A 25,750-nucleotide genomic window follows, 5' to 3' on the forward strand; every position below is an offset into this window, starting at 1 on the left:
GAGATCGTAAAGAATGGCTCGTTACATTGGTCCAAAATGCAAACTCGCTCGTCGCGAAGGCACCGATCTCTTCCTGAAGAGCGGCGTGCGCGCGATCGAATCGAAGTGCAACATTGAAGCTGCACCTGGTATCCACGGCCAACGCCGCGGTCGCCAATCCGACTACGGCACCCAACTGCGCGAGAAGCAGAAGGTCCGTCGTATCTACGGCGTTCTCGAGCGTCAGTTCAGCGGTTACTACAAAGCTGCTGCCAGCAAGAAAGGCGCAACCGGTGAGAACCTGCTGCAACTGCTGGAATGCCGTCTGGACAACGTTGTATACCGTATGGGCTTTGGTTCGACTCGTGCCGAATCCCGTCAGCTGGTATCGCACAAGTCCATCAGCGTTAACGGTCAGACCGTAAACGTCCCGTCCTTCCAGGTTCGTGCTGGTGACGTGGTTGCAGTTCGCGAGAAAGCAAAGAATCAGCTTCGCATTGGCCAGGCTCTCGAACTGTGCACCCAACGTGGTCGCGTAGAATGGGTAGAGGTAGATGCTGAGAAGAAGTCGGGCGTTTTCAAGAACGTTCCTGCTCGCAGTGATCTGTCCGCCGACATCAACGAAAGCCTGATTGTCGAGCTCTACTCCAAGTAAGTAAGGGCTAGAAAATAGGTGCATCCATGCAGATTTCGGTAAATGAGTTCCTGACACCCCGTCACATCGACGTGCAGGTTGTCAGTCCAACCCGCGCCAAGATCACTCTCGAGCCTCTCGAGCGTGGTTTTGGCCACACCCTGGGCAACGCGCTGCGCCGCATCCTGTTGTCCTCAATGCCCGGCTGCGCAGTAGTCGAGGCCGAGATTGACGGTGTGCTCCACGAGTACAGCGCCATCGAAGGTGTACAGGAAGACGTAATTGAAATCCTGTTGAACCTTAAAGGTCTGGCCATCAAGCTGCACGGTCGTGACGAAGTTACGCTGACCTTGTCGAAGAAGGGTTCGGGGGTGGTTACCGCTGCCGATATTCAGCTGGATCATGATGTCGAGATCGTTAATCCCGATCACGTAATCGCTAACCTGGCGTCTAACGGCGCCCTGAACATGAAGCTCGTAGTAGCTCGTGGTCGTGGTTATGAACCGGCCGACTCGCGTCAGAGCGATGAAGACGAAAGCCGCAGCATTGGTCGCTTGCAGCTTGACTCTTCGTTCAGCCCGGTTCGCCGTATCGCATACGTGGTGGAAAACGCCCGTGTCGAACAGCGTACTAACCTGGACAAGCTGGTTATTGATCTGGAAACCAACGGTACCCTGGATCCTGAAGAGGCTATCCGTCGTGCTGCAACCATCCTGCAACAGCAGTTGGCTGCGTTCGTCGACCTCAAAGGTGACAGTGAGCCAGTGGTAATCGAGCAGGAAGACGAGATCGATCCGATCCTGCTTCGCCCGGTTGACGATCTGGAACTGACTGTACGTTCGGCTAACTGCCTTAAGGCGGAAAACATTTACTACATCGGCGACCTGATTCAGCGTACCGAAGTAGAACTGTTGAAGACTCCGAACCTGGGCAAGAAATCCTTGACTGAAATCAAGGACGTTCTGGCCTCCCGCGGTCTGTCCCTCGGCATGCGCCTCGACAACTGGCCGCCTGCAAGTCTTAAGAAGGACGACAAGGCGACTGCCTGATCGTCGTAATCACCGAACGTTGTGTTTGGTAAGGAATGAACCATGCGTCATCGTAAAAGTGGTCGTCACCTGAGCCGCACCAGCTCGCACCGCAAGGCCATGTTCCAAAACATGGCGGTGTCGCTGTTCGAGCACGAGCTGATCAAAACTACTCTGCCAAAAGCCAAAGAACTGCGCCGCGTTGCCGAGCCGCTGATCACTCTGGCCAAGACAGACAGCCTGGCTAACCGCCGTCTGGCTTTCGACCGTACTCGTTCGAAAGCTATCGTTGGTAAGCTCTTCAACGACCTGGGCAAGCGTTACGCTACCCGTGAGGGTGGCTACCTGCGCATCCTCAAGTGCGGTTTCCGCGCTGGCGACAACGCGCCTATGGCGTACGTCGAGTTGGTTGATCGTGCTACTGCTGGCGAAGCTGTATCCGCCGAGTAAGACGTCAGTCTGAAACGAAGAACCGGGCCTAGCGCCCGGTTTTTTGTGCCTGTCCAAAAAGTGCAGGGTGTACTGCCAGTTTCGACTCTGCCCATTGACTGACTATTAGTTATTTTCTATTGATCACGATCAGTTAATGAATTTGAAGGTGTCATGTTCATGGTCAATACTCCTTTTCAGCCGATTAGCCGGCAGTTTCCAGGACTGAAGAGGAAGTATGCGCATGAGCCAAAACAAAACGCTGACCACCGCCAGTGGCGCCCCTGTTGCTGATAACCAGAATTCCCGCTCCGCCGGCCCTCGCGGCCCGCTGCTGCTCGACGACTTCCACCTGATCGAGAAGCTTGCCCACTTCAATCGCGAGAACATCCCTGAGCGCCGCGTACACGCCAAGGGCTCGGGTGCCTACGGTACGTTCACCGTGACCCGCGACATTACCCAGTACACCAGCGCCAAGCTGTTTGAGTCGGTGGGTAAACAAACTCCTACCTTCCTGCGGTTCTCGACCGTTGGTGGCGAGCGCGGCTCGGCGGATACCGAACGCGATCCACGTGGCTTTGCCTTGAAGTTCTACACCGAAGAGGGCAACTGGGACATTGTTGGTAACAATACCCCGGTATTTTTCATCCGTGATCCGCTGAAGTTCCCGGACTTTATCCACACCCAAAAACGTCTGCCGCAGAGCAATCTGAAAAGTGCTCAAGCGATGTGGGATTTCTGGTCACATTCCCCCGAAGCGTTGCATCAGGTGACCATCCTGTTCTCTGATCGCGGGATTCCGGACGGCTACCGGCACATGCACGGCTTCGGTAGCCACACCTACAGCCTCATCAGCGCGGCCGGCGAGCGCCATTGGGTCAAGTGGCACTACAAGACCCTGCAAGGCATCAAGAACCTTGCGCCCGCTGAGGCAGCGCGCCTGGCAGGCACAGATCCGGATTACGCTCAGCGCGACTTGTTCAATGCCATCGAGCGTGGCGAGTTTCCAAAGTGGCGGGTGTGCATCCAGATCATGAGTGAAGACCAGGCTGCAGCTCACTACGAAAACCCGTTCGACGTGACCAAAACCTGGTCGCAGAAAGAGTTTCCACTGATCGAGGTCGGCGAGCTGGAGTTGAACCGCAACCCGCAGAACTACTTCGCCGAAGTCGAGCAGGCTGCGTTTGGACCGAGCAACATGGTGCCAGGCGTTGGTTTGTCACCTGACCGCATGCTGCAAGGCCGCGTGTTCGCCTACGCGGATGCCCACCGCTACCGCGTTGGTACCAATCACCAGCAATTGCCGGTGAATGCACCGCGCAGCCCGGTCAACAGCTACCAACGCGACGGCTCCATGGCCTTTGGCAGTAACGGCGGTGCTGCGCCCAACTATGAGCCGAACAGCTACGTAAATTCGCCAAAACAGGCGCCACACTATGCCGAGCCGGCGTTGGCCTTGTCTGGAGCGGCAGACCGTTACGATCACCGCGAAGACACGGATTACTACAGCCATGCCGGCGCGCTGTTCCGCTTGATGAGCGATGAGCAGAAAGCATTGCTGGTCAGCAACATCGCAGGCGCCATGGCCGGTGTTTCGGGTGACGTGGTTGACCGCCAGTTGCAGCATTTCTTCCGCGCTGATCAGGCGTATGGAGAAGCAATCGCGAAGGCCTTGGGTGTAGAGCTTAACGAAGTCTAAACGAGAAGCAGAACCGCCCTCATCTGGGCGGTTTTTGCGTTATTTAAACCGCTTTTCTCAGAATATCTTCACTTTTATCGCGCGAATCAAGTGACCAAATGGTCGCCGTGGTTCAAACTACAGACTTTCAAGCAGGGAGATGTAGGGCGATGCAAGGCCACCCAGACGTTATCGATTACCTCAACACGTTGCTCACCGGCGAACTGGCAGCGCGTGATCAATATTTCGTGCATTCGCGGATGTATGAGGACTGGGGTTTCACCAAGCTCTACGAACGCATCAATCACGAAATGGAAGAAGAAGCCGGGCACGCCGATGCACTGATGCGTCGTATCCTCATGCTCGAGGGCACGCCACGCATGCGTCCGGATGATCTCGATGTCGGCATTACAGTGCCTGACATGCTCGCCGCCGACCTGCGCCTGGAGTACAAGGTGCGCGCCGCGCTGTGCAAGGGTATTGAACTGTGCGAACAGCACAAGGATTACGTCAGCCGCGAGATGTTGCGGGTGCAGCTCAACGACACCGAAGAAGATCACACCTACTGGCTGGAAAAGCAGTTGGGCCTGATCAAGTTGATCGGTCTCGAGAACTACCTGCAATCTCACGCCTGATACTTCCCTGTACAAAAAAAGCCCCGGTCACTTGATCAGTGACCGGGGCTTTTTCATGGCTCGGACTCAGGCTCGATCACGCTCCAGCAGTGGCTTGAGGTAGTAGCCGGTATGAGACTGCTCCATCTCGGCGACTTCCTCTGGCGTACCGACGGCGATGATCTGGCCCCCTTTGGAACCCCCTTCCGGCCCCAGGTCGACCAGCCAGTCAGCGGTCTTGATCACATCCAGGTTGTGCTCGATCACGACCACGGTGTTGCCGTGATCGCGCAGGCGGTGCAAGACGTCGAGCAATTGCTGGATATCCGCAAAATGTAGCCCGGTGGTCGGCTCATCGAGGATGTACAGGGTTTTGCCGGTATCTCGCTTGGACAGCTCGCGGGACAGTTTCACCCGCTGCGCTTCACCGCCCGACAGGGTGGTCGCCGATTGCCCCAGCTTGATGTACGACAGGCCCACATCCATCAGCGTCTGGAGTTTGCGAGCCAGCGCGGGGACCGCGTCGAAGAACACCCGCGCCTCTTCGATGGTCATCTCGAGGGTTTCGTGGATGCTCTTGCCCTTGTACTTGATCTCCAGGGTCTCGCGGTTGTAGCGCTTGCTCTTGCACACATCGCACGGCACGTAGATATCCGGCAGGAAGTGCATTTCCACCTTGATCAGGCCGTCGCCCTGGCAGGCCTCGCAGCGCCCGCCCTTGACGTTGAACGAGAAGCGCCCCGGACCATAACCCCGTGAGCGGGACTCCGGCACGCCGGCGAACAACTCGCGAATCGGGGTGAACAGGCCGGTATAGGTCGCCGGGTTGGAGCGCGGTGTGCGGCCGATCGGGCTCTGGTCGATGTCGACCACTTTATCGAGGTGTTCCAGGCCCTTGATGCTGTCGTGGACGGCGGCCTCCAGGGTGGTCGCGCCGTTGAGTGCAGTGGCGCTCAAGGGAAACAGGGTGTTGTTGATCAGCGTCGACTTGCCCGAGCCGGAGACACCCGTCACGCAAGTCAGCAGGCCGATCGGAATCTCCAGGTCGACGTTGCGCAGGTTATTGCCCCGAGCGCCCTTGAGCGACAGCGACAGCTTCTTGTTGCGCGGCGTACGTTTGGCCGGTACTTCGATCTTCACCCGGCCCGACAGGTATTTGCCGGTCAGCGAGTCCGGATGGCTCATGACTTCGGCCGGCGTACCTTCGGCGACGATGTGACCGCCATGCACGCCGGCTCCCGGGCCGATGTCCACCACGTAGTCGGCCAGGCGAATGGCGTCTTCGTCGTGCTCGACCACGATTACCGTGTTGCCGATGTCCCGCAGGTGCTTGAGAGTGCCCAACAGCCGGTCGTTGTCGCGCTGGTGCAGGCCAATAGATGGCTCGTCGAGGATGTACAGCACCCCCACCAGGCCCGCGCCGATCTGGCTCGCCAGGCGAATCCGCTGCGCCTCGCCACCGGACAGGGTGTCGGCGCTGCGATCCAGCGACAGATAGTCGAGGCCGACGTTGACCAGGAACTGCAGGCGCTCGCGGATTTCCTTGAGGATCTTGTCGGCGATTTCGCCACGCCGGCCGGTGAGCTTCAGCGTGCCGAAGTAATCGGACGCATCGCCAATCGGCAGGTTGGTCACTGCCGGCAGGGTCTTCTCGCCGACCCACACATGCCGCGCCTCGCGACGCAGGCGAGTGCCGCGGCAGTCCGGGCACGGCTGGGTGCTGAGGAACTTGGCCAGCTCTTCGCGCACCGAGGCCGACTCGGTTTCACGGTAACGCCGGTCCAGATTCGGCACGATGCCTTCGAACGGGTGCGAGCGTTTGACGATATCGCCGCGGTCGTTCAGGTATTTGAAATCGACACTCTGCGTGCCGCTGCCGTGCAGGATGATTTTCTGCTGGTCGGCCGGCAACTGGTTGAACGGCACTTCCAGGCTGAATCCGTAATGGCTGGCCAGCGACCCGAGCATCTGGAAGTAATAGACATTGCGCCGGTCCCAGCCACGAATCGCGCCCTCGGCCAGGGTCAGCTCGCCATTGACCAGGCGCTTGATGTCGAAGAACTGTTTGACCCCCAGGCCATCACAGGTCGGGCAGGCGCCCGCCGGGTTGTTGAAGGAGAACAGCTTGGGTTCCAGCTCGCTGATGGCGTGACCGCAGATCGGGCAGGCAAAGCGTGCGGAGAAGATCAGCTCCTCGCCCGGCTCGTCATCCATTGGCGCGACCAGGGCAATGCCGTCGGCCAGTTTCAGCGCGGTCTCGAACGATTCGGCCAAACGTTGCTGCAGGTCGTCACGCACCTTGAAGCGGTCGACCACGACATCAATCGTGTGCTTCTTCTGTTTATCCAGCTTCGGCGCTTCGTCCAGCTCATACAGCTTGCCGTTGATCCGGGCGCGAACAAAACCCTGGGCCCGCAACTCTTCAAAGACCGATAGATGTTCGCCCTTGCGCTCGCGAATCACCGGAGCCAGCAGCATCAACTTGCTGCCTTCGGGCTGGGCCAGCACCAGGTCGACCATCTGGCTGACGGTCTGGGCTTCCAGCGGGATGTCGTGATCCGGGCAGCGCGGAATACCCACGCGTGCGTAAAGCAAGCGCAGGTAGTCGTAGATTTCGGTGATGGTGCCGACCGTGGAGCGCGGGTTGTGCGAGGTCGACTTCTGCTCGATGGAAATGGCCGGTGACAGGCCTTCGATGGTATCGACGTCAGGCTTTTCCATCATCGACAGGAACTGCCGGGCATAGGCTGACAGCGACTCGACATAGCGTCGCTGGCCTTCAGCGTACAGCGTATCGAAAGCCAGGGACGACTTGCCGGACCCGGACAAGCCGGTGATGACGATCAGCTTGTCCCGTGGCAGGGTCAGGTCGATATTCTTCAGGTTGTGGGTTCGAGCCCCACGAATCAGGATCTTGTCCAAGGTGGCCTCGCTCGGCGGGCGTAAACGTAGGAGTATAAGGCCAAATACTGGATGGATGCACACTATCAAATGTGTGTTTTCCAGCCTTCAATGAAGAGTTTGTCATCCTTGCGCGTCAAAGCGTCGCCCTATACCCCGTCAATCGATGGGACTGATAGAATCGCCGCCGGTTCACATGAGGTAATTCCATGCACGATCCCCACAGCGAACGCATGAGTGGTAGCGAGACCCGCGCAGCAAGCGGTCTGGCCCTGGTGTTCGCGTTCCGTATGCTTGGCATGTTCATGGTGTTGCCGGTGCTGGCGACCTACGGCATGGACCTGGCAGGCGCGACTCCGGCCCTGATTGGCCTGGCCATCGGCGCCTACGGCCTGACCCAGGCCGTGTTCCAGATTCCCTTCGGGATCATTTCCGATCGTATCGGCCGGCGTCCGGTGATTTACCTGGGATTGATTGTCTTTGCCCTGGGCAGCGTGCTGGCAGCGAATGCCGACTCGATCTGGGGCGTGATCGCCGGCCGGATCCTGCAGGGCGCCGGGGCGATTTCCGCCGCGGTCATGGCCTTGCTCTCCGACCTGACTCGCGAGCAACACCGTACCAAGGCGATGGCCATGATCGGCATGACCATCGGCCTTTCATTTGCCGTGGCGATGGTGGTCGGCCCATTGCTGACCCGCGCCTTTGGCCTTTCCGGGCTGTTCCTGGCGACCGGCGGCATGGCGCTGCTGGGCATCATCATTGTGATGTTCATGGTGCCGCGCTCCACCGGCCCGCTGCAGCATCGTGAATCCGGCGTCGCCCGTCAGGCACTGATGCCAACGCTTAAACATCCCGACCTGTTACGCCTGGACCTTGGCATTTTTGTGTTGCATGCGATGTTGATGTCGAGTTTTGTCGCCTTGCCGTTGGCGCTGGTGGAGAAGGCCGGCCTGCCCAAGGAGCAACACTGGTGGGTTTACCTCACCGCGCTGCTGATTTCGTTCTTCGCCATGATCCCGTTCATCATCTACGGCGAGAAGAAACGCAAAATGAAACGAGTTTTGCTCGGTGCCGTCGCGACGCTGATGCTCACTGAGCTATTCTTCTGGCAGTTCGGCGACAGCCTGCGAGCCCTGGTGATTGGTACGGTGGTGTTCTTCACCGCGTTCAATCTGCTGGAAGCTTCGCTGCCGTCGCTGATCAGCAAGGTTTCACCGGCGGGCGGCAAGGGCACGGCGATGGGGGTGTACTCCACCAGCCAGTTCCTCGGTTCGGCACTGGGCGGGATCATGGGCGGCTGGATGTTCCAGCATGGCGGTCTGTCGGTTGTGTTCCTCGGATGCGCAGGTCTGGCTGCCCTCTGGTTGGCCTTTGCTGTTACCATGCGCGAACCTCCCTATGTGACGAGCCTGCGCTTGCCGTTATCGCCTGAAGCGATCCGCGAAGCGGGTCTGGTTGAGCGCCTGCTGGCCGTCGTTGGGGTAACCGATGCCATCGTGGTTGCTGATGAAGCAGCCATTTACATCAAATTGGACACCGAACTATTGGATCGCACCACCCTCGAGCGCCTGGTCAACGACCCGGCCTCGGCAGCGTGTGAAGCCTAGGAGAACGTTATGGCCCGTGGGGTTAACAAAGTCATATTGGTCGGCACTTGCGGCCAGGATCCCGAAGTTCGCTACTTGCCTAACGGTAACGCCGTGACCAACCTGAGTCTGGCGACCAGCGAACAGTGGACCGACAAGCAGACAGGCCAGAAAGTCGAAAAGACTGAATGGCACCGCGTATCGATGTTCGGCAAGGTTGCGGAAATCGCCGGCGAATACCTGCGCAAAGGTTCGCAGGTATACATCGAAGGCAAGCTGCAAACCCGCGAGTGGGAAAAAGACGGTATCAAGCGCTACACCACTGAAATCGTGGTCGACATGCAAGGCACCATGCAACTGCTGGGCGGCCGTCCACAGGGTGACCAGCAGCAAGGCGGCAACAACTACCAGCAATCCGCGCCGCGCCAGCAGGCTCCACGTCCTGCTCCGCAACAGCAGCCACAGCGTCCAGCCCCGCAACAGGCTGCGCCGCAACCGGCTCCGGATTTCGACAGCTTCGATGACGATATTCCGTTCTGAGAAAGCTGCAAGCCGACCAAACAAAACCCGCACTTCGGTATGAAGTGCGGGTTTTTTTATGGGTAGCTGACGGTCTATGAAGACTCAGGCGGCAAGGAATTCGTCAGCTGATACCACGCTGGCATAAGCAAACGCCAGGGCCGCCATGAATGCCGCATGCACCTGCGCTGCCGGCACCGCGACGCCATTGAATTCCAGGTCACGGGTGGCGCAGGCGTCGTGGATCACGGTGACGCTGTAGCCGAAATCTGCCGCCGCGCGGGTGACGCCGTCGATGCACATGTGGCTCATGCTGCCCACGATCACCAGTTCCTTGATGCCTTGTTCGTCGAGGATGGACTTCAGTTCGGTTTCGCGGAACGAGTTGACGAAGTGCTTGAGCACCACCGGTTCGTTGTCACGGTTGAGCACTTTCGGGTGCAGCTTGGCGCCGTCGGAGTTCGGGGTAAAAAACGGCGCCTCTTCGGAGGTGAATTCGTGGCGGATATGCACCACCGAATCGCCAGCATCGCGGAAGGCCTTGATCAGGCGTACGGCGTTGTCGGCAGCGGCGTCGGCACCCACTAGTGGCCATTTGCCTTGAGGGAAGTAGTCGTTCTGGATATCGACTACGATGAGCGCTTGCTTGGCCATGGGTGTTTCCTCTGCAATGTGTGTGAGCTCAGTATCGAAGCTGCCACGCGCATCGAGAATTGGCCGCACCGACAATAACAAGGGGAAAACTGACAATGGGCGCAGAACGCACAGTCGTCGAGATGGGCGTGCTGATCTATCCCGGCGCACAGATGGCGGCGGTCCATGGCTTGACCGACCTGTTCGGCGTCGCCAATCGCATTGCCGCCGAATACCAGAGCGCGTCATTGCCGGTGCTGCGGGTCAGTCATTGGCAGGCGGACGCCGAACACGCACCGCAACGAGTCTTCGACAGTGTCCCCGGGAAAGAGGGCGGGTTGATGGCGCTGTTGATTCCGCCGTCGATCGCTGGTTTTTCCGAGGGCCAGGCATCCCCAGCGCTGTTCCACTGGTTGCGCGAGCAACACGCCAGCGGCGCGACCTTGGGGGGGGTGTGCGTGGGTTCGATCCTGCTGGCGGAGAGTGGTCTGCTCGACGGGCGCAGTGCCACCACCCACTGGACTTCGGCCAAGCAATTCGCCGAGCGTTATCCCAAGGTGCGGCTGAATGCCGAGAAGCCTATCGTCGATGATGGCGACCTGATTACCACTGCTGGCCTGATGGCCTGGTCGGAGCTGGGCCTGCGCCTCGTCGACCGGCTGCTGGGCCCCACCGTCGCGACCGGTACCGCGCGCTTCCTGGTGGTCGAGCACAGCGACAGTGCGAGCCAGTGCGGCAGCAACTTTGCGCCCATTCTCAGTCATGGCGATGGGGCGATTATCAAGGTCCAGCACTGGCTGCAAACCAATGGCGCGGTGGAGGTTTCGTTGACGGCCATGGCCGAACAGGCGGGTTTGGAGGAGCGCACCTTCCTGCGGCGCTTTCGTGCCGCCACCGGACTGAAACCGACCCAGTACTGTCAGCACCTGCGGGTTGGCAAAGCCCGGGAAATGCTCGAGTTCACCAACGGCACCATCGACCACATCGCCTGGAATGTCGGCTATGCCGATCCGGGAGCGTTCCGCGCCACGTTCAAAAAGATCACCGGGTTGGCACCCAGCGATTACCGCAGTCGATTCGGCGTGACGCCAGCGGCAGTGGCGCGTTAGTGCCATCGTGCAAAACGCCGGAAAGTCGAGAAAGGTCGTGCAGAATAAGGCAGGCGCTGAGCCACTACCCAACGCCGTAGTGCCTGTCTGGTACTAGCCCCAGACGCGTTGAGGTGTTGGCCCGATCCCTGCAATTCCCAAAGCTATATCCATCGAGCGCAGGCGAAGGGGGACGCATGACCCCGAAGAACCGCAACAAACAGGTGGTCGCGCACTCGACCCGGCCTCAGGCGCCCCGGCATGAGGTCGAGACTAACCGCAAGCTGGCCCATTGGCTGGCGCAGATTCTCGGTTTGCCCTTTGCTGGCAGCTACGACCCGACGCTGCATGACGGGCACGACCTGTACCTGCTGCCAACCCAGACTCTGGTGGGTGGCGCCGCCGCCCGGCAGTTGGGCGTCAGCGGGCCGGAGGACCTGTGGGGCGGCTACGTCGACCATGACTTCATCTGCACCAAAGCCATTACCCATGGTTTGCTGAGCCGCGATGCGATCGCCCCCCCGGGCTGGGCGCCGCTGTTCGCCGAGCGCGTGCGCAAAGTGGTGCTCGACGGCATCAGCGTGTTCTCCCTCGACGATGCCCAACCTGCTGCCGAGCAGTTGCTGGCGCATGGGCCGATCCGCCTCAAACCGATTCACGCCTGCGCCGGCCGCGGCCAGGAGGTGATTCGTGACCTCGATGCCTTGCGGCAGTTGCTCAAGCGCCCCGAAATTGCCGAACAGTTCGCCAGCGGCGTGGTGCTGGAGCAGGACCTCAAGAAGGTCATCACCCACAGCGTCGGCCAGAGCTTTTTCGGCGACACCGTGCTCAGTTACTGCGGGCAGCAATATCTGACCGAAGACGGGCAGGGTGAGCAGGTCTACGGCGGCTCTGACCTGCTGGTGGTGCAGGGCTACTACGACGATTTGCTCGCCCTGGAGCTGGCTGACGACGTGCGCCTGGCCATCGAGCAGGCCCAGGTATTCGACGCCGCTGCGGACGAAGCCTACCCCGGTTTCTACGCCTCGCGGCGCAACTACGACATTGCCCAGGGCCTGGATGCCCAGGGCCAACGCTGCAGCGGGGTGCTTGAACAATCCTGGCGCATGGGAGGCGCCAGCAGTGCTGAAGTGGCCGCGCTGCAACGCTTCGTCAACAACCCCGGGCTGAAGGCGATTCGCGTGTCGTCGGTAGAAACCTACCTCGACTCACCACTGCCGGCAGGGGCGATCGAGGTGTATCGCGGCCCGGCGGAGAACAGCGAATTCCTTCTCAAATACGTAACGGTCAACTCTTATGACGGCTAGAAGCGAAAGCATTCAAATCGACATCGACGATGAACAGATGAGCGCGACCTTCCTCAGCCCCAAATCCAAGGTGCCGGGCGTGTTGTTCGTGCACGGTTGGGGCGGGAGTCAGGAGCGGGACCTGGAACGCGCCAAAGGCATCGCCGGGCTGGGCTGCGTGTGCCTGACCTTCGACTTGCGCGGGCACACCGGTGACGTCGGAATTCCGCTGGCGCGGGTCACCCGCGAAGATAATCTCAAGGACTTGCTGGCGGCCTACGATCGCCTGCTGGCGCACCCGGCCATCGATACCTCGGCGGTGGCGGTAGTCGGCACCAGCTATGGCGGCTACCTGGCGGCCATCCTCACCACCCTGCGCCCGGTGCGCTGGCTGGCGCTTCGCGTGCCGGCGCTGTACCGCGACGAGCAATGGCACACCCCCAAGCGCGACCTCGACAAACAGGACCTGCTGGATTACCGCAGCACGCTGGTGCGCGCCGACAGCAATCGGGCGCTGCACGCCTGTTCACAGTTCACCGGTGATGTGTTGCTGGTGGAGTCGGAAAGCGACAGCTTTGTGCCCCACGCCACCATCATGAGTTACCGCGCGGCATGCCAGCAGACGCACTCGCTGACTCACCGCATCATCGACGGCGCCGACCACGCCTTGAGCGAGCCGGTGGCGCAACAGGCGTACACCTCGATCCTGGTCGACTGGGTGACCGAAATGGTGGTCGGCGAGCGCCTGCGTATCTTGTGAGTCAGGACGGTTTCTTCTCGATCCGCAGCGCCTTGGCCTTGGCTTCCACCACCAGGTACATGGCCACGGTGATCAGCAGCGGCAACAGGAAATAGATCGCCCGATAGGCCAGCAACCCGGCGACCAGACTGCCGCGCGATGCCTGGTGCTGCAGCAGCGCGACGAACACCGCCTCGAGCACACCGAGACCCGCCGGAATATGGGTAATGACGCCGGCGATGGCGCTGATCAGCAACACCCCCAGCACCAAGGGGTAATCGAGTTTGCTCGGCAACAAGGTGAAGATCACCGCCGCCATCAACGACCAGTTCAATGCGCCCAGCGCCAGTTGCAACACCGCCATGCGCAGTGAGGGCAAGTTGATTTCCACGCCACGAATCGCCCATTCGCGCCGGTTGGAAAACCGACACGCCGCCAGATACCCGGCACTCAGCAGCAGTAACAGGATGCCCACACCTTGCAGCGCGGTGCTGCTGAGTTTCCAGCCAGGTGGCATATGCACCAGGCCACTACTGAAAATCGCCCCGGCCACCAGCATGTAGCCGAACCAATTGGTGGCCAGGCTCAGGCCGAGGATCTTGGCAATATTGCCCTTGCTGACACCGAGCCGTGAGTACAGGCGGTAGCGCATGGCGATGCCGCCAACCCAGGCGCTGAGATTCAGGTTGAAGGCATAACTGATGACCCCGACTGGAAGGATCTGCCGCCAGGTCAGGTCCTGGCGGATGTAGGTGCGGCCGATCAGGTCGAAGCAGGCGTAGGTCAGGAAGCTCAACAGGGTAATGGCCGAGGCAATGACCAGCGTGCGCACCTTGAAGTCGCCGAGGGTGGCGAAGACTTCGTTCCAGTCGATGCGCCGGGCGAGCATGGTGAAGAGCACGATCAACACCAGGAAGAACAGCGCCGTCAGCGGTTTTTTCAGGCGTGTCCAGCGTGACGGGGAGTGGGCCGCCGCCGCCGATTCAGAGCGATTCATGGCGGTCATCACGAACCTGCGGCATGGGCTTCAAGGGCTGCAGACGGGGTTTGTGCGCGGGCAAACCGCCGGCCCAGGCGGGGAAATGGCGCAGGCAGTGGAACGCCAGGAAGCCGATGGTCATGCGCCACAGCAAACCGCGGGGCGATTCGGGGGTGGGCATGACTTTGCAGTGGTGATTGCTCAGCTCATCGAGGCGCTCGAACAACTCGCGATTGAACGCCCGGTCGCGAATCAGCACGTTGGCTTCCAGGTTCAGCGACAGGCTCAGCGGGTCGAGATTACTCGAGCCGACCGTGCTCCAGTCCTCATCCACCAGCGCGACCTTGCCGTGCAGCGGGCGGTCGCAGTATTCGTAGATCTTCACCCCGGATTGCTGCAGGTAATCGTAGGTCAGGCGGGCCGCGAGCTTGGCCACCAGCATGTCCGGTTGGCCCTGGAGGATCAGCCGCACGTCGACGCCGCGTCGTGAGGCATTGCGGATCTCGCGCAGCAAGCGGTAGCCGGGGAAGAAATAGGCATTGGCGATGATCACCCGGCGTTGCGCGCTGCGCAGCACCTGCAGATAGACGTCTTCGATGTCGCGCGGATGCTCGTTGTTATCGCGATAAACCAGCCGCACCTGGCCATCGTGATCGTTAAGCGCCAGTTCCGTGCGCCGGCGCTTGCGGCGCAGCCAGCCGTAGCGCGCCCTGGAATGGCGACCACTTTGCAGCAGGGCGAAATGGTGGATGTCGACCACTGCCGGGCCCTCGACCTGGACGGCATAGTCCTGTTTCGCTTCAGGGCCGAAATCCGCCAGATGATCGGCGCTGAAATTGATGCCGCCGATAAACGCAGTGGCGCCGTCTACCACCACTATCTTGCGGTGCAGGCGACGGAACCAGTTGGTGCGGATACCCAGGCGTCGCGGCGCCGGGTCGAAGATTTGCAGGTGGACGCCGGCGTCGCACATTGCCAGGAGAAATGCCTGGGGCAGTTCACCACAGCCAAATCCATCGAGACTCACGGTGACACGCACCCCGCGCTGCGCCGCCTCGATCAGAATCTGCTGCAGCTCATTGCCGACCTTGTCGTCGAACAGAATAAAGGTCTCCAGCAGGATTTCGCTTCTGGCCTGGCGCATGGCCTCGAACACCCTGGGGAAGTAGGCTTCGCCGTTCTCCAGCAACTCGACGCGATTGTTGCCGTGCCAGCCATAGTCGAGATCGCTCAGGGCGCGCTCGATGGCCGGTGTCTCGGCGCTGGGGGCCGCTGGCTCGAAGCGGTTTTTTTCCAGCGGTGTGCTGCTCATAGTTCGATCTCCACGGACAGCGGGACATGGTCGGAAAGGTGCGACCACGGACGCGAGGCCAGCACTTTAGGGCGGTGGGCGGTGAGATTGCGCAGGTAGATGCGGTCCAGGCGCAGCAACGGCAGGCGTGCCGGAAAACTGCGTGCGGGCTGGCCGTGATGTTCGCCAAATACCTCGCGCAAGCCCCAGGGCTTGAGCACGGCATCGGCGCGTTGGCGCCAGTCATTGAAGTCGCCGGCGACAATCACCCTGGCGTCTTCCGGCAGCTCGTCGAGGCGCTGCAGCAGTAGCGCCAGTTGTTGATCGCGATGGGCCTGGCGCAGGCCCAGGTGCACGCAGATCGCATGCAGCGGTTGCTCGCTGCCCGGCAGGCGCAACACGCAGTGCAGCAGGCCGCGGCTCTCGTGGCCGTCGATGCTGACATCCAGATTGTCGTGGCGAATGATCTGGAATTTCGCCAGCAGCGCATTGCCGTGATCGCCGGCGGGGTACACCGCGTTGCGGCCATAGGCGAACTGCGGCCAGAGGCTGTCGGCGAGGAACTCGTATTGCGGCATGCTCGGCCAATTGCTGTAGCGCTGGGGATGGTGTTCGTGGGTGCCGTGGACTTCCTGCAGAAACACCACGTCGGCGGACACGCTGCGCACCGCTTCGCGCAATTCCGGAAGAATGAAGCGCCGGTTCAGCGCGGCAAACCCCTTGTGGGTATTGACCGTCAGCACGGTAAAACGACGAATCGCGGCGCTGCATTCGTGCGCCGCCTCGGGCGCACCGGCTTGCTCGCCATTGCTGTCAAACACCGCCATGGATCCTCCCCGCCTGCTAGTCTCGGGCTACCCCCCTGTGAGTGGATGACTGTCGGGCGAGGCGGAAAGTTTCGCTGGCATTACCGGCGGCAGGCATGGAAAGCAGCCGGCAGGCGTGTGGGAAATTCACGCTGGAACTTGTAGCTGAAGGCAGCGATCTTCTCTAACCATTGTCATCGTTGAACAGGAGCGACGCGCCTTGTCTCAGTTCAAAGCCACGATAGGCCTGGCGATACTCCTGAGTATCGGCAGCACTCAAGCGCTCGCCGCCTTGCCCGGGGTGGCCGCCGTGACCGGCAAGGATCCCGCCGCCGCGGAAAAAGCCGAACCTCTGGTGCAGGGCGGGTTGCTTGGGGCGATCAGTTCGAGCATCGATGACGTCCAGGAAAAACTCGACATCAACGAACACCTGGTCGAGGCCTGGCGCGAGCGTGCGGATCGCGCGGCGGATGAGGTGGACCAGTTGGTCAATCAGCCATCGCCGCGTTCCACCTGGAGCGTGGCCCGTGACTTTGCCTTGTTAAGTGCGGCTTGGTGCGCGGTGTTTGCCGCGCTCTGGTTGCTCGGCGGCTTGCTTGCCAGGCGCTGCGCCCAGTCGAGACTGCTGCGCAATCGCGAGCGTGCCCAGGGTTTGCTGGGCTACGTGTTGCCCTACAGTCTGCCGGCGTTTATCAGCTTGCCGGTGACCCTGTATTGCAGCCACTTCCTGCAACCGTCCGCCGGTCGGGCGCTGGCGTTGAGCCTGGCGTACGCCACCAGCGCCGGGATTTTCGCCGCCTCGTTGCTGCTGTCGCTGGTGGTGCTGTTCAACGTCGGGCACAAACGCCGCGCGGTGCAGATCATTCGCCAGAACTGCCCCCGGCCCTTGTTCGCCATGGGCTTTCTGGTGGCCTTGAGCGATGCATTGACCAGCCCGCAGATCGCCAATCGCCTCGGCGACAACCTCACCGACAGTATTGCGGTGTTTACCGGCATGTCGGCGTCGATCATTTTCGGCTTGCTGGTGATTCGCTTGCGCCGGCCCGTCGGGCAGTTGATCCGCATCCTGCCGCTGGCCCAACGGCGCAGCCAACCGGCATTGCGTGAGACCCTGCGGATATTTTCCGGGATCTGGTACTGGCCGATTCTGTTGATGGTGCTGGTGTCGCTGATCAACCTGATCGGGATCGGTGATGACAATCAGAAAGTCCTGCGCTGTGCGTTGTTCACCACCATCCTGCTGATTGCCACGGTGTTCATCAGCACCATGCTCCAGCACCTGTTCAAGTCCCCCGGGGCGCTGGCGGTGCAGCGTGGCGGGGCCTACAGGGAGCGCTTCCTGAGCCTGTCCCACGCCTTGTTGCGGATTGTCATGGCGGTGGTGTTTATCGATGTCCTCGGGCGGATCTGGGGCGTTTCACTGTTCGAATTCGCGGTGAGCAACGCCATTGGCCGGGCCATCAGTGATTCGCTGAGTCGCATCGGCCTGATTTTCCTGGTGACCTGGATGGTCTGGGTGGTGCTCGACACCGCCATCCGCGAAGCCCTCAAGCCGCAGGTCAGCAAGCGCAACGCGCGCCAGCCCAGCACCCGGATCAAGACCATCCTGCCGCTGCTGCGCAACGCGATCAAAATCATCCTGGTAGTGATTTGCGCAATCACCACCATGGCCAACCTGGGGATCAACGTCGCGCCGTTCCTCGCCGGTGCCGGGGTGGTCGGCCTGGCCATCGGCTTCGGTTCGCAGCAGTTGGTCCAGGACGTAATCACCGGGCTGTTCATCATCATCGAAGACACCCTGTCGATCGGCGACTGGGTGGTGCTCGACTCGGGTCACGCCGGCACGGTCGAGGGGCTGACCATCCGCACCCTGCGCCTGCGCGACGGCAAGGGCTTCGTGCATTCGGTGCCGTTTGGCCAGATCAAGGCGGTGACCAACCAGTCCCGGCAGTTCGCCTTTGCGTTCTTCTCGGTGCAATTCACCTACGACACCGATGTCGACAAAGCCATCGCGCTGATTCGCGAAGCGGGGCGCTCGATCAGCGACGACCCGTTCCTCAAGTACAACCTGCAAGGTCCGCTGGAGGTGTTCGGGGTCGACAAAATGGACCTTAACGGCGTGGTGCTGACCGCGCAGTTCCGCACCGTGTCCGGCGGTCAGTACGCCGTGAATCGCGCCTTCAACCTGAGCCTGAAAAAGCTTGTGGATAACTGCCCCTGGGTGCATTTCGCGCAGACTTATCCACAGCAGGTGCTGATGCATGAGCGGCATGCGGATACGCCCGACGACAGCGCGCAACGGGACGATGTTGGCAAGGACGATTCAGTGCTGGTGATGCCGAAATCGCCGCTGCATTCCTGATTCGCTCGGCGGCTTAGTCGGCAGCGGGGGCGACGCGGTATTGGGTCAACGTGCGCTGCAGTTCGAGGTGCTGCGGCTGATCGAGCTGCAGCCAGACATGCTGCACCCCGGCAATCTCCGCCGCCGCCGGCACGCCATCGCGGAACACCAGGCGATTGCTCGCCAGCGCCGGGACTTTCTGCCCCGGCAGAACGGTGCCCACCAGGTTCAGCGGATCGACGCCGCAGATACTCACCAGACTGCCATCGTGGGGCCGGCGGCGCACTTCGCGCAGCAACGGAATCGCTTCCGGCAGGGCGAACTGTTCACCGGCCAGGCCACTGACAAAACGCCCGCCACGAATCTCGCCACGGGCCTCCAGGCGATGGAAGGTGCGCAGCAATTCACGCCAGCTCGGCAGCCAGTCCGCCTCGCGTTCCAGTAGGCGCCAGAACACCACGCCGTAGCGGCGCAACAGGGTCATGGCGATATGTTCGAGGGTGTCAGTGGGCACGCTGGACGGTGTCGACCCAGTGCCGCGGCGCAACAATGCCCAACGCCCGGCATCGTCCATGCCGCCGATCAACGCCCCCCGCCCGCGACGAGGGCTGCGTGCCTGGCGTTTGCTCGCCGGCGTGATCAGCGCGCGCAGGCCGGCGAAGCTGTCGGCGTTGACCAGCCCGGCGCCGACCAACTCCTGCAAGGCGATCTCCAGCTCGCTGCGCAGCAGATGGGCCTCGTGCAGCAGTTCATCAAAAAACAGTGCGCCGTGCTGGCTCAGGGCCTGATGCACTTTTTGCGTCTTGGGTGACAGCTCACTGACTTGCGCTTGCTCGGTCAGGCTGCTCCACAGCGGCACCTGGGCGCGTGGCAGCAGCAGGATCGGCGTGCTGCGCAGGGCCACGCTGGCGGCCTTGTGCCGGGCGCTCAGGCGAGTCCAGACCAGTTTGCCGCTGCGGCACAGTTCGTCCAGCCAGGCGCCTGAATAACCCTTGAGTCGCGCGGGCAGCAGGTCGCTGTCCCAGGCCGAGGCCGCCGCCGGGTAGCCTTCGAATTGCGCGACGATCACCGGCAACATCGCGCTGCCCTGGCCTTGAGTGGCTGGGGTCAGGTGCTGCCAGTCGAACAGAAAGCGCATGAAGTCCTGCAGGGCCACCGGCTCGATTTCCCGGCGCAGGCGCTTCACGGTGTAACGGTGAATGCGCGCGAGCAAATGCCGCTCGCACCATTGGTCCGTGGTGGCGCCCGGACTGAAGCGTCCGCGCAGCACGTAACCGTCACGCTCCAGCTGCGCCAGGGCCTGTTCGACCTGCTTGTCGGGCAGCCCCAACGGTCCGCCGATCGCGCTGACCGTCAGCGGGCCGAAGGCACTGAGGCGGGCGCGGATCAGCTCGACACAGGCCTCGTCGCGGTCCCAGTTTTCGTCAAACCCCGGCAGGGCGCCGAGGGGTGGTTGCAGAGGCGCCTGAGGATAGATCGCCTGCAGGCAGGTCAGCCGCTCCAGCGCCAACCACAGGCCTTGATCGGCATTGATCCGCAAGCGACTGGCGCGGCCCGATTCCGCCAACTGTTGCAGCCACCCCGGCCAGCGTTCGTCCAGCGCCACCTCGGCATCGCTGATGGCGCCGAGACTCATCAGGGCTTCGTGCATTTCATCGACGCGGGTCGGTTGCGGCCAGGCTTCTTCGCGGACCGCCTCGATGGCTTGCGGGTCGAGGGCGCCGAGATCGTCGGTGGATTGCGGGTCGCTCCAGCGCCGGTTGAGCACCGCCTGGGTACGGCGTTCCTCCAGCGGCGCATCGTCGAGGAAGGTGTAGGGGCGGGCGCTGAGAATCTCCGCCGCCAACGGCGAAGGCGCCGGCAGGTCGCGACTGATCAGGCGCAGCTCGCCTTGTTCCATACGTCGCAGAAGCCGCAGCCAGCCTTCGCTGTCCATGGCTTCGTGCAGGCAATCGTCGAGGGTCTGCTCGACCAGCGGGTGGTCGGGAATTTCCCGTTCGCCGGCGAGATTTTCCAGGCAGGCGATCTGGTCGGGAAAGACGCTGGCGATCAAGTCTTCGCTCTTCATCCGCTGGATTTGCGGTGGCACTTTGCGTCCGCCGCTGTAGCGCGATAGCGCCAGAGCCACGCCGGCATTCCAGCGCCAGCGCACACCGAACAGCGGCGCATCCAGCAGTGCCTGGATCAACACCTGCTCGGCGCTGTTGCTGTGCAGGTAACGCCAGATCTCGTCGAGCTCGAAGCTGTGGCTGGTGGACAGCGACAGCACGATTGCGTCTTCGCTGGCGGCGGCCTGCAACTCGAAGTTGAAGGTACGGCAGAAACGCTTGCGCAGCGCCAGGCCCCAGGCTCGGTTGATGCGACTGCCGAAGGGTGTGTGGATGATGAGTTGAGTGCCGCCGGACTCGTCGAAAAAGCGTTCCATCAGCAGCGTGTCCTGGGACGGCAGGGCGCCCAGGGTCAGGCGCGCCGGGGCCAGGTATTCGACGATCTGTTCGGCGCTGGCCAGGTCCAGGCCGAGGGTTTCGGTCAGCCAGTCCAGGCTCGGCTGCAAATCACCGGGGCTGGCGCCCAGCAGTTCGTCGAGCTGCCCATGCAGGCGTGCCACGGCGAACGACAACTCGGCGCTGCGCCCCGGCGCTTCCCCGAGCCAGAACGGGATGGTCGGCGGCTGGCCCTGGGCGTCCTCGACCCGGACCTTGCCGGTTTCCACCCGCAGGATTCGATAAGAGGTATTGCCCAGTTGAAACACGTCGCCAGCGATGCTTTCCACGGCGAAGTCTTCGTTGACGCTGCCGATGTTCAGCGCTTGAGGTTCCAGCAGCACAGCGTAGTCGGCGTTGTCGGGGATGGTCCCGCCACTGGTCACGGCGGTCAGCCTGGCGCCGCGCCGGCCACGCAGATTGCCGCTGACGGCGTCGCGGTGCAGGTAGGCGCTGCGGATACCCTGGCGGCCGTTGTAGCCCTCGGCGAGCATCTTCAGCAGGGCCTGGTAGTGGGTCTCGTCCAGCGCAGCGTAGGGTGAAGCGCGGCGCAGCACGGCGAGCAGCGCCTGCTCCTGCCATTCCTGGCAACTGACCTCGGCGATGATCTGCTGGGCCAGCACATCCAGCGGCGCCACCGGAATCAGCAGGTTGTCGAGTTCGCCGCGACGCACGCAATCAAGCAGCGCGGCGCACTCGATCAGGTCGTCTCGGGTGGTGGCGAACAACCGGCCCTTGGGCGTGCCGCCGACCTGGTGCCCGGAACGCCCGACCCGCTGTAGAAAGCCGGCAATCGAGCGCGGCGAGGCAATCTGGCAGACCAGGTCGACATCACCAATGTCGATCCCCAGTTCCAGTGATGCGGTGGCGATCAACACCTGCAAGTCGCCGCGCTTGAGCCGCTGTTCGGCGTCCAGGCGAAACTCCCCGGCCAGGCTGCCATGGTGCGCCGCCACCGCGTCCTTGCCCAACCGTTCGCTGAGGTGGCGGCTCAAGCGCTCGGCCAGGCGCCGGGTGTTGACGAAAATCAGTGTGGTGCGGTGTTCCCGGGCGAGCTCGGCGATGCGGTTGTAGACCAGCTCCCAGACGTCATTGGCCATCACCGCCGATAACGGCACCGGCGGCACTTCGATGGCGAGGTCCCGGGGGCGGGCGTGGCCGATGTCGACAATCTCGCAAGGTCGGTCGGTGCCCACCAGGAATCGCGACACCGCTTCGATCGGCTTTTGTGTAGCGGACAGGCCGATGCGCATCAGCGGCTCGTCGCACAGCGCCTGCAAACGCTCCAGGCTCAGGGCCAGATGGCTGCCGCGCTTGCTCGCGGCGATGGCGTGGATTTCGTCGACGATCACCGTGCGCGTGCTGGCGAGCATGCGCCGGCCGGAGTCGGAGCCGAGCAGCACGTACAGCGATTCCGGGGTGGTCACCAGAATGTGCGGCGCGCTTTTGCGCATCGCCGAACGCTCCTTCTGCGGCGTATCGCCGGTGCGCACCGCTGTACGGATGCGCAACTCGGGATAGCCCTGGCGGAGCAACTGTTCACTGATGCCGGCCAGCGGGTTTTGCAGGTTGATCTGGATGTCGTTGGACAGTGCCTTCAAAGGCGAGACGTAGACCACCAGGGTGGCGTCGGGCAGCTCGCCACCCAGCACCAGCCCTTGCCGGACCAGATCGTCGATCACCGCGAGAAAGGCGGTGAGGGTTTTTCCGGAGCCGGTGGGTGCGGCGATCAGCGTCGAGCGACGCTGGCGAATCAGCGGCCAGGCGCGCGCCTGGGCGGCGGTGACCGAAGGGAACGTGCGGGTGAACCAGGCGCTGACGGCAGAATGAAAACCGTCGAGCACGGGCGGCGTGGCTGCGGGGAGATTCATGGGTCAAGTTATGCGACCGCCCGCTCCAAGTTGCAAGTGGCAGGGCCTTATAACTGCCGTGACTTGGGCCGTTACCCGCGCGTTCTATACTTTACGGGTGACGGTTGCGTATTAAACCCGCAAAATGTCACGATTCTGGCATCTCTCAGCGGCATAGCCTGTGGGCGCTGTCGCTACACTCATCGTTTCCAACAGACTGGGCCTGCTGACTCTATGCGAATGCGCCTTATGTTACTGGGTGGCGGAAATGCCCTTGGGCAGGCGCTGATTCGCCTCGGTGCGGAGGAAGACATCGGTTTCCTCGCCCCTCGTCCCCCGCAAGACGGCTGGGACGCCGCGAGCCTGACGCAACTGCTCGACGACACGCGTCCGGACGCGCTGATCAATCTCGCCTATTACTTCGACTGGTTCCAGGCCGAGCAAGTGCCCGAGGCACGCCTGGCCGGACAGGAACGCGCGGTGGAGCGCCTGGCTGAACTTTGCCAGCACCACAACATCGTGCTGATCCAGCCTTCCAGCTATCGGGTATTCGATGGCTCGCGGGCCACCGCCTACAGCGAAAAAGACGAACCGGTGCCACTGGGCCTGCGCGGACAGGCGTTGTGGCGCATTGAGCAAAGCGTGCGCGCGACCTGTCCGCAGCACGTGATGCTGCGTTTCGGCTGGTTGCTCGACGACAGCGCCGAAGGCTCCCTCGGGCGCTTCCTCGCGCGCGCCGAACAGCCCGGAGAGCTGCTGCTGGCCGATGATCGACGGGGCAACCCGACCCCGGTGGATGACGCCGCGCGAGTGATCATTTCGGTGCTCAAGCAACTCGATTGCGCCGCGCCACTGTGGGGCACCTACCACTACGCCGGGCACGAGGCGACCACCCCGCTGGCGCTGGGCCAGGCGATCCTCACCGAGGCCCGTACCCTGCACCCGCTGGCCATTGAAGCACCGACCGCCCAGGCCCACGCGGCGCGTCCGGATGCCGCCGAAGAGCCGCAACATGCGGTGCTGGCCTGCAAGAAAATTCTGCACACTTTCGGGATCAAGCCGCGCGCCTGGCGTGCCGCGCTCCCGGGCTTACTGGATAGGTTTTATCGTCATGGCTAAAGGCCCTGTTTTAATCACCGGCGGTGCTGGTTTCATCGGCTCGCACCTCGCTGATGGCTTGTTGGCCAAAGGACACTCGGTTCGCATTCTCGACGACCTGTCGACCGGCAAACCGAGCAACCTGCCCCTCGACAACCCGCTGATCGAATTGATCGAAGGCGACGTCGCCGATGCCGCGCTGGTGGCGCAGGTGATGCAAGGCTGCAGTGCGGTGGCGCATCTGGCGGCCGTAGCCTCGGTGCAGGCATCGGTGGAAGATCCGGTGCGCACCCACCAGAGCAACTTCATCGGCACCCTGAATGTCTGCGAAGCGATGCGTCAGGCCGGGGTCAAGCGCGTACTGTTCGCCTCCAGCGCGGCGATCTACGGCAACAATGGCGAAGGCGAGTCGATCGACGAAGACACCGCCAAGGCGCCGCTGACACCCTACGCCTCGGACAAGTTGGCGGGTGAGTACTACCTGGATTTCTACCGCCGCCAGCATGGCCTGGAGCCGGCGATTTTCCGCTTCTTCAACATCTTTGGCCCACGCCAGGACCCGTCATCGCCGTATTCCGGGGTGATCAGTATTTTCAGCGAGCGCGCGGTCAAGGGCTTGCCGATCACGGTGTTTGGCGATGGCGAACAGACCCGGGATTTTCTCTACGTTGAAGATCTGGTCGACCTGCTGGTGCAGGCCATCGAAGCGCCGGCGCTGGAAGTCGGCGCAGTCAATGTCGGCTGGAACCAGGCTACCAGCCTCAAGCAAATGCTCGAGGCCTTGAAGGAAGTGGTTGGCGAGTTGCCGCCGATAACTTACGGTCCGGCGCGCTCCGGTGACATCCGTCATTCGCGGGCCAACAACCAGCGGCTGCTGCAGCGTTTTACCCTGCCTGAGCAAACCCCGCTGCGCGACGGGCTCGCCCGGTTGTTGGGGCGTTGAGCCGTTCCCGGGCATGAAAAAGGCGCCTTTCGAGGCGCCTTTGTTTTTTGCGGGTGCTGCTTAGAACTTGTAGCCCAGGCCGATCATGTAGACCCACGGATCGACATCGACGTCGACCTTGGCCCGAGTGCCGGGTGCCACGGCATTGTTGTCGACATAGGCGGTGGTGTCGATGTCGATGTAGCGAATCTGGCCGTTGACCATGATGTTGTCGGTCAGCATGTAGTCGGCACCGACCTGCCAGGCCATGCCCCAGGAGTTCTTCGCGCTGAAGTTGTCGAAACCGGCGGCGCTGGCCCGGCTGCCGACGTCTTCGTCGTAGATGTAGGTGTAGTTGATGCCGGCGCCAACATAGGGCTGGAATACCGACTTGCTATCGAGTGGGTAGTACACCAGGCTCAGCGTCGGCGGCAGTTGCTTGATGGTGCCGAGCTTGCCGTTGGCTGGGGCCAGCGCGGTGTTCTTGAGTTTCACGTCATGCTCGAACGGCGTCGCCGCGAGCAATTCGATCGCCAGGTTGTTGGTGATCATGTACGCAAAGTTCAGACCCAGCTGAGTGTCGCTGCTCAAGGTTGCCTTGCCGCCCAGGTCGGCCCCTGCCAGCGGGCCGCGATCGACCTTGACGCTGGAGCTGTCGGCATCCGGGTTAACGGTGATGGCACCGGCCCGAACGATGATGTCACCGGCTTCGTGGGCCTGGACGGACGGGACTGCAAGCGCGAGTGCAATGAGGGAGGCGCTGAGCAAAGACTTGTGCATGGGGGCTCCAGGGAACAATTCAAAATTTATGTCCCATTTTATGAAGCCCCGCCGATGGCGAATTGACACAGCTCAACGAAAACCTT

Annotated in this window: 20 protein-coding genes; 13 read left to right on the forward strand and 7 right to left on the reverse strand. The window is 62.0% G+C overall.

From position 1 onward, the window contains the following. Positions 1-13 precede the first annotated feature (13 nt). The 5 genes from rpsD to bfr all read left to right on the forward strand — a co-directional run bounded on the left by rpsD (position 14) and on the right by bfr (position 4,383). Positions 14-634 carry a 30S ribosomal protein S4 gene (rpsD, locus tag ACZYR5_RS25780; protein WP_027617691.1) on the forward strand — a complete coding sequence of 207 codons (621 nt, stop codon included), beginning with the start codon at positions 14-16 and terminating at the stop codon, positions 632-634. A 26-nt stretch (positions 635-660) separates the two neighbouring features. Continuing rightward, a complete protein-coding gene (locus ACZYR5_RS25785; protein ID WP_007924176.1) occupies positions 661-1,662 on the forward strand; it encodes a DNA-directed RNA polymerase subunit alpha in 1,002 nt (333 codons plus the stop codon). A gap of 42 nt (positions 1,663-1,704) precedes the next feature. Next, entirely contained in the window at positions 1,705-2,091 is a 387-nt protein-coding gene (gene rplQ, locus ACZYR5_RS25790; protein WP_003176402.1) for a 50S ribosomal protein L17, read from the forward strand. Between the two features lie 223 nt (positions 2,092-2,314). Continuing rightward, complete coding sequence (locus ACZYR5_RS25795; protein WP_489092204.1) at positions 2,315-3,769, forward strand: catalase; 1,455 nt, start codon at positions 2,315-2,317, stop codon at positions 3,767-3,769. A 149-nt stretch (positions 3,770-3,918) separates the two neighbouring features. Then, positions 3,919-4,383, forward strand: a complete 465-nt coding sequence (gene bfr, locus ACZYR5_RS25800) for a bacterioferritin (RefSeq protein ID WP_489092205.1) — start codon at positions 3,919-3,921, stop codon at positions 4,381-4,383. A gap of 66 nt (positions 4,384-4,449) precedes the next feature. Here bfr and uvrA read toward each other — a convergent pair whose 3' ends face one another. After that, a complete protein-coding gene (uvrA, locus tag ACZYR5_RS25805; RefSeq protein WP_489092206.1) occupies positions 4,450-7,284 on the reverse strand; it encodes an excinuclease ABC subunit UvrA in 2,835 nt (944 codons plus the stop codon). 188 nt (positions 7,285-7,472) lie between these two features. Between uvrA and ACZYR5_RS25810 the strand changes: the two genes are divergently transcribed. Beyond that, complete coding sequence (locus ACZYR5_RS25810) at positions 7,473-8,870, forward strand: MFS transporter (RefSeq protein ID WP_489092207.1); 1,398 nt, start codon at positions 7,473-7,475, stop codon at positions 8,868-8,870. Positions 8,871-8,879: 9 nt separating this feature from the next. Next, the gene (locus tag ACZYR5_RS25815; RefSeq protein ID WP_027617696.1) at positions 8,880-9,389 is read left to right on the forward strand and encodes a single-stranded DNA-binding protein; all 510 of its coding nucleotides are present in this window, start codon (positions 8,880-8,882) and stop codon (positions 9,387-9,389) included. A gap of 84 nt (positions 9,390-9,473) precedes the next feature. Here the strand turns inward: ACZYR5_RS25815 and ACZYR5_RS25820 are convergent, their stop codons facing one another. Continuing rightward, the gene (locus tag ACZYR5_RS25820; RefSeq protein ID WP_489092208.1) at positions 9,474-10,022 is read right to left on the reverse strand and encodes a cysteine hydrolase family protein; all 549 of its coding nucleotides are present in this window, start codon (positions 10,020-10,022) and stop codon (positions 9,474-9,476) included. A gap of 95 nt (positions 10,023-10,117) precedes the next feature. Between ACZYR5_RS25820 and ACZYR5_RS25825 the strand changes: the two genes are divergently transcribed. The 3 genes from ACZYR5_RS25825 to ACZYR5_RS25835 all read left to right on the forward strand — a co-directional run bounded on the left by ACZYR5_RS25825 (position 10,118) and on the right by ACZYR5_RS25835 (position 13,135). Beyond that, positions 10,118-11,110 carry a GlxA family transcriptional regulator gene (locus ACZYR5_RS25825; protein ID WP_489092209.1) on the forward strand — a complete coding sequence of 331 codons (993 nt, stop codon included), beginning with the start codon at positions 10,118-10,120 and terminating at the stop codon, positions 11,108-11,110. A gap of 176 nt (positions 11,111-11,286) precedes the next feature. After that, positions 11,287-12,396, forward strand: a complete 1,110-nt coding sequence (locus ACZYR5_RS25830; protein ID WP_489092210.1) for a DUF3182 family protein — start codon at positions 11,287-11,289, stop codon at positions 12,394-12,396. After that, positions 12,386-13,135 carry an alpha/beta hydrolase family protein gene (locus tag ACZYR5_RS25835; RefSeq protein WP_489092211.1) on the forward strand — a complete coding sequence of 250 codons (750 nt, stop codon included), beginning with the start codon at positions 12,386-12,388 and terminating at the stop codon, positions 13,133-13,135. The genes ACZYR5_RS25830 and ACZYR5_RS25835 overlap by 11 nt, the downstream gene beginning before the upstream one ends. A 1-nt stretch (position 13,136) precedes the next feature. Here the strand turns inward: ACZYR5_RS25835 and ACZYR5_RS25840 are convergent, their stop codons facing one another. The 3 genes from ACZYR5_RS25840 to ACZYR5_RS25850 are packed head-to-tail and all read right to left on the reverse strand — an operon-like array spanning position 13,137 to position 16,211. Beyond that, entirely contained in the window at positions 13,137-14,111 is a 975-nt protein-coding gene (locus tag ACZYR5_RS25840) for a lysylphosphatidylglycerol synthase domain-containing protein (RefSeq protein WP_489092212.1), read from the reverse strand. After that, positions 14,098-15,405 (reverse strand): cardiolipin synthase ClsB, encoded by a 1,308-nt coding sequence (gene clsB, locus ACZYR5_RS25845; RefSeq protein WP_489092213.1) that lies wholly within the window; start codon positions 15,403-15,405, stop codon positions 14,098-14,100. The genes ACZYR5_RS25840 and clsB overlap by 14 nt, the downstream gene beginning before the upstream one ends. Then, positions 15,402-16,211 carry an endonuclease/exonuclease/phosphatase family protein gene (locus ACZYR5_RS25850; RefSeq protein ID WP_489092214.1) on the reverse strand — a complete coding sequence of 270 codons (810 nt, stop codon included), beginning with the start codon at positions 16,209-16,211 and terminating at the stop codon, positions 15,402-15,404. The genes clsB and ACZYR5_RS25850 overlap by 4 nt, the downstream gene beginning before the upstream one ends. Before the next feature lie 199 nt (positions 16,212-16,410). Between ACZYR5_RS25850 and ACZYR5_RS25855 the strand changes: the two genes are divergently transcribed. After that, entirely contained in the window at positions 16,411-18,552 is a 2,142-nt protein-coding gene (locus ACZYR5_RS25855; RefSeq protein ID WP_489092215.1) for a mechanosensitive ion channel family protein, read from the forward strand. A gap of 13 nt (positions 18,553-18,565) precedes the next feature. Here ACZYR5_RS25855 and ACZYR5_RS25860 read toward each other — a convergent pair whose 3' ends face one another. Beyond that, positions 18,566-22,885, reverse strand: a complete 4,320-nt coding sequence (locus tag ACZYR5_RS25860; protein ID WP_489092216.1) for a DEAD/DEAH box helicase — start codon at positions 22,883-22,885, stop codon at positions 18,566-18,568. Positions 22,886-23,098: 213 nt separating this feature from the next. On the opposite strand from ACZYR5_RS25860, the gene ACZYR5_RS25865 reads away from it, so the two are divergent. Beyond that, a complete protein-coding gene (locus ACZYR5_RS25865) occupies positions 23,099-23,983 on the forward strand; it encodes a sugar nucleotide-binding protein (protein WP_489092217.1) in 885 nt (294 codons plus the stop codon). Next, complete coding sequence (locus ACZYR5_RS25870) at positions 23,976-24,905, forward strand: NAD-dependent epimerase/dehydratase family protein (RefSeq protein WP_489092218.1); 930 nt, start codon at positions 23,976-23,978, stop codon at positions 24,903-24,905. Before ACZYR5_RS25865 ends, ACZYR5_RS25870 begins: the two co-directional genes overlap by 8 nt. Positions 24,906-24,965: 60 nt before the next feature. Here ACZYR5_RS25870 and ACZYR5_RS25875 read toward each other — a convergent pair whose 3' ends face one another. Then, on the reverse strand, positions 24,966-25,664 hold the full coding sequence (locus tag ACZYR5_RS25875) for an OmpW/AlkL family protein (protein WP_489092219.1): 699 nt from the start codon (positions 25,662-25,664) through the stop codon (positions 24,966-24,968). Between the last annotated feature and the right edge of the window lie 86 nt (positions 25,665-25,750).

The organism is Pseudomonas sp. F007 (assembly GCF_057814275.1).